The following is a 4,069-nucleotide window of genomic DNA, read 5'->3' on the forward strand; positions in this document are numbered from 1 at the left end:
GGCCCGCAGCGCCGCCTCACCGGCGAGCACCGGCCCGCGCTGCACCCGGACGGCCAGGTCGTCGACGATCCCCGGGCCGGTGTTGGTGACGGTCCCGGTGACGACCAGCTCGCCCGGCCCCGCCGACGTGACCACCCGCGGGGTCATCGTGCCGACGTCGAGCCGGACCGGGGCGACGGGCTGCTGGGCCGGTTGCTGCGCCGGGCGGTCCCGGGCGGCGGCCTGCGGGGCGCCCGCCGGGAACGCCGCAGGCAGGAGCAGTGCCACCACCGCGGTGAGCACGATCGCGACCAGGGCCGCGACCCGGCTCACGCCGTCTCCTCCAGCAGGTTGGCCGCATGCCGGATCAGCCGACGCTCGTCGGCGTAGGCGAGGCGGCCCTCGAGCTCGTCGAGCGGCACCCAGGCCACCTCGGAGACCTCGACGTCCTCGTCGCAGAGCTCGCCGCCGAGCGCGCGCATCAGGTAGTGGTGGACCGTCTTGTGGACGCGCCGGTCCTCGGCGACGAACCAGAAGTCGATGGTGCCCAGGGGAGCCAGCACCTCACCGATGATGCCGGTCTCCTCCTGCACCTCGCGCACCGCGGCCTGCTCCGCGGTCTCACCGGCCTCGATGTGGCCCTTCGGGAGCGACCACAGCAGCCGGCCCCGGCGGTCCAGCCGGCCGATCAGCGCGGCGGCGCCGGTCTCGGGGTGCACGACGAGCCCACCGGCGGACGTCTCGTCCACCGTGCGCAGCCGGCGACGGCGGTCCGGGGACCGGTCGGCGCGCCCGGCACGGCCGGCGCGTGCGCTCCGGCCCTCACGGCCGGGTTCCGCGCCGCGCCCTGCCGAGGAGCGGCCGCGGGAGGTGGACATGTGGCGATGGTAACGAGGAGGTGGCTCGAAGGGGGGTCGACGAGCCGCCCGCGGCCGTGGCGTCACCCGGTCGCCCTGCCGTCGATCAGCGGTCGAGCGGTACGGAGTGACCGGAGGACCCGTGCCCACCGGCCGGGCGCGTTGCCTAGACTGGCCCGTCGTGTCCTCGTCGTCCCCGTCCTCCACCGCCCGACAGGTGACCCGGCCGACCCGACCTCCGGCCGGATCCGCCCCGGACCCGGACGAGCTGCAGCGAGCACAGGAGAACGCCGTGGTCGCACTGCTCGACGTCCCGGCCGTCGCCGACGAGCTGGCCGCCCGTTTCGCCGCCCGCGGTCACCTGCTCTATCTCGTCGGCGGCAGCGTCCGCGACGCGGTGCTGCGCGGCACCGGCGCGTCGACCCGGGACTCCGGGGACCTCGACTTCACCACCGACGCCCGCCCCGAGCAGATCCTCGCGATCGTGCGCGGCTGGGCCGAGGCCGTCTGGGACACCGGGATCGCGTTCGGGACCGTCGGGCTGCGCCGCGACGGGCAGACCCTCGAGGTGACGACCTTCCGCGCCGACACCTACGACGGCACCTCCCGCAACCCCGAGGTCCGCTTCGGCGACACCGTCGAGGGCGACCTGGTGCGCCGCGACTTCACGGTCAACGCGATGGCGGTCGAGCTGACCGGGTCGCACCGCCGCTTCGTCGACCCGCACGGCGGGTTCGCCGCGCTCGCCCAGGGTGTCCTGGACACCCCGGACACCCCGGAGCGCTCCTTCTCCGACGACCCGCTGCGGATGCTGCGCGCCGCCCGGTTCGTCTCCCAGCTCGGGTTCACCCCCGCCGCGCGGGTCACCGCCGCGATGACGGCGATGGCCGACGAGCTGACCCGGATCACCGCCGAGCGGGTGCAGGCCGAGTTCACCAAGCTGATGATCGGCGACCACCCGCGGCGCGGGCTGGAGCTGCTCTGCGACACCGGCCTGGCCCGGCACGTCGTCCCCGAGGTCCCGGCGATGCAGCTGGAGACCGACGAGCACATGCAGCACAAGGACGTCTACACCCACTCGCTCGTCGTGATGGAGCAGGCGATCGAGCGCGAGACCGACGGGCCGGACCTCACGCTGCGCCTGGCCGCGCTGCTGCACGACATCGGCAAGCCGGCGACCCGGCGCAAGGAGCCGGACGGGCGGGTCTCGTTCCACCACCACGAGGTGGTCGGGGCGAAGATGACCCGCAAGCGGCTGCGGGCGCTCAAGTACCCGAAGGCCCTGGTCGACGACGTGTGCCAGCTCGTCTACCTGCACCTGCGGTTCCACGGCTACGGCAAGGGCGAGTGGACCGACTCGGCCGTGCGCCGCTACGTCGCCGACGCCGGCCCGCTGCTGGATCGCCTGCACCGGCTGGTGCGCTCGGACTGCACCACCCGCAACCGGCGCCGGGCCTCGGCCCTGCAGCGCAACTACGACGGCCTGGAGGACCGGATCGCCGAGCTGCGCAAGCAGGAGGAGCTCGACGCGATCCGCCCCGACCTCGACGGCAACCGGATCATGGAGCTGCTGGGCATCCCGCCGGGCCCGGCCGTCGGGAAGGCCTACCGGCACATGCTGGCGCTGCGGATGGAGCAGGGGCCGATGGACGCCGAGCAGGCCGAGGTCGCCCTGCGGGCCTGGGCGGACGAGAACCTCTGATCCGTACGAACGTCCCGTACGGACGTCCACACTGATGTACGTTCGTATTGTACGAACGTATGGACGATCATGTCCGGTGTACGACGATGCGGCGAACGGGTGGCGGCATCGCGTCCGCGCCGGAGGTGCGAACATGGACCCGTGCGGGAACACCGCGCCACGCGAGGCGCCGCTCTTCCCCCGGTCACACCGGGGAGTCTGCTCGTCGCCGCCCCCGGTCTGGGCGACCCGAACTTCTCGCGGACGGTCGTCTACATGATCGAGCACCGTCCGCAGGGCAGCCTCGGGGTCGTGCTCAACCGGCCCGGCCAGGCGGCCGTACGGGACGTGCTCCCGCGCTGGGCCGGGCTCACCAGTGATCCCGGGACCATGTTCGTCGGTGGGCCGGTCGAGGCGCGCACCGCGCTCTGCCTGGCCGCCCTGCGGACCGGGGAGACCGGTCGCGGGCTCGGCGGGCTGATGCCGGTCCGGCCACCGGTGCAGCTGGTCGACCTCGACTCCGACCCGGCGCCGCTCGCGCAGCGGCTGCGCGGCCTGCGGATCTTCGCCGGGTACTCCGGCTGGGACGCGGGCCAGCTGGGCGGCGAGATCGCCCGGGGTGACTGGTACGTCGTCCCCGGCCTGCCCGACGACCTGCTGACCACCGTCTACGACCAGCTGTGGGAACGGGTGCTGCGCCGCCAGGGCGTTCCGCTGGCGCTGCTCGCCACGTTCCCGCGTGATCCCGCCTGGAACTGATCCCCGCGGGCGGTGTGTGACCTGTGGTGGGCCCACCCCCGGTCAGGACGCCGCGGCCGGTGCCGCGCAGCGCGGGTTCGCCGCGACCGTGCCCGGGGGCGCCGACCGGCCTACCGTGGGGGTCGTGCCGTTCGACCGTCGTCCCTGGCCCGATCCCGTCGGTCCCGGGCAGGAATCGGTGTGGGACTACCCGCGCCCGCCCCGGGCGGAGCGGGTGCCCCGCCGTGCGGAGCTGTGGCACGGCGGGACGCTCGTCGCCGCGTCGGACGACCTGGTCCGGGTGCTGGAGACCAGCCACCCGCCGACCTGGTACCTGCCCCGCACCGCCTTCACCGACGGCGTGCTGGTGCCCGGTGAGCACCGCACGTTCTGCGAGTGGAAGGGCGTCGCCCACTACTGCGATGTCCGCGTCCCCGGCGTGCCGCCGCTGACCGACGTCGCCTGGTGGTACCCGCGGCCGGACGCGCGCTACCCGGAGCTGACCGACCGGGTCGCGGTCTACGTGGCGCCGTTCGAGCGGATCACCCTGGACGGGGAGACGGTCCGCCCGCAGCCCGGCGGGTTCTACGGCGGCTGGGTCACCGACGAGGTCGTCGGCCCGTTCAAGGGCGGGCCGGGCTCCCGCGGCTGGTAGCCCGGGGTTGGGGCCTGCGGACCAGGCCCCGCAGGTCAGGCCTCGCGGGTGAGCCCGGTGCGGGCCCCGGGCTCCGAGCCCGGCTCGGTGCCGGTCGCGTCGCGGCAGCCCGCGACCAGGTCGCAGCCGGCGCAGACCCCGCCGCAGCTCGGGGCCGCG

Annotated in this window: 4 protein-coding genes and 1 pseudogene; 3 read left to right on the top strand and 2 right to left on the bottom strand. The window is 74.7% G+C overall.

What is annotated here, in order from left to right; translation table 11 throughout:
- Together GTW08_RS15575 and GTW08_RS15580 are read right to left on the bottom strand one after the other, a co-directional pair.
- Nucleotides 1-312 (bottom strand): annotated as a pseudogene (locus tag GTW08_RS15575) (hypothetical protein); the annotation flags it as partial.
- Nucleotides 309-857, bottom strand: a complete 549-nt coding sequence (locus tag GTW08_RS15580) for an NUDIX hydrolase (protein ID WP_202417219.1) — start codon at nucleotides 855-857, stop codon at nucleotides 309-311. The pseudogene GTW08_RS15575 and the gene GTW08_RS15580, both read right to left, overlap by 4 nt.
- A 196-nt stretch (nucleotides 858-1,053) precedes the next feature.
- Between GTW08_RS15580 and GTW08_RS15585 the strand changes: the two genes are divergently transcribed.
- The 3 genes from GTW08_RS15585 (at nucleotide 1,054) to GTW08_RS15595 (ending at nucleotide 3,910) form a co-directional block, all read left to right on the top strand.
- Nucleotides 1,054-2,538 carry a CCA tRNA nucleotidyltransferase gene (locus tag GTW08_RS15585; protein ID WP_073573696.1) on the top strand — a complete coding sequence of 495 codons (1,485 nt, stop codon included), beginning with the start codon at nucleotides 1,054-1,056 and terminating at the stop codon, nucleotides 2,536-2,538.
- A gap of 141 nt (nucleotides 2,539-2,679) precedes the next feature.
- The gene (locus GTW08_RS15590; RefSeq protein WP_073573695.1) at nucleotides 2,680-3,276 is read left to right on the top strand and encodes a YqgE/AlgH family protein; all 597 of its coding nucleotides are present in this window, start codon (nucleotides 2,680-2,682) and stop codon (nucleotides 3,274-3,276) included.
- A gap of 124 nt (nucleotides 3,277-3,400) precedes the next feature.
- Nucleotides 3,401-3,910, top strand: coding sequence for a DUF427 domain-containing protein (locus GTW08_RS15595; protein ID WP_073573822.1), 510 nt, complete (start codon nucleotides 3,401-3,403; stop codon nucleotides 3,908-3,910).
- Nucleotides 3,911-4,069 lie beyond the last annotated feature (159 nt).

The organism is Pseudonocardia sp. SID8383 (assembly GCF_009864975.1).
GTDB lineage: Bacteria > Actinomycetota > Actinomycetes > Mycobacteriales > Pseudonocardiaceae > Pseudonocardia > Pseudonocardia alni.

Coding starts and splice junctions, on each gene's coding strand:
- GTW08_RS15580 (WP_202417219.1), bottom strand. CDS start 857: ATGTCCACCTCCCGCGGCCGCTCCTCGGCAGGGCGCGGCGCGGAACCC.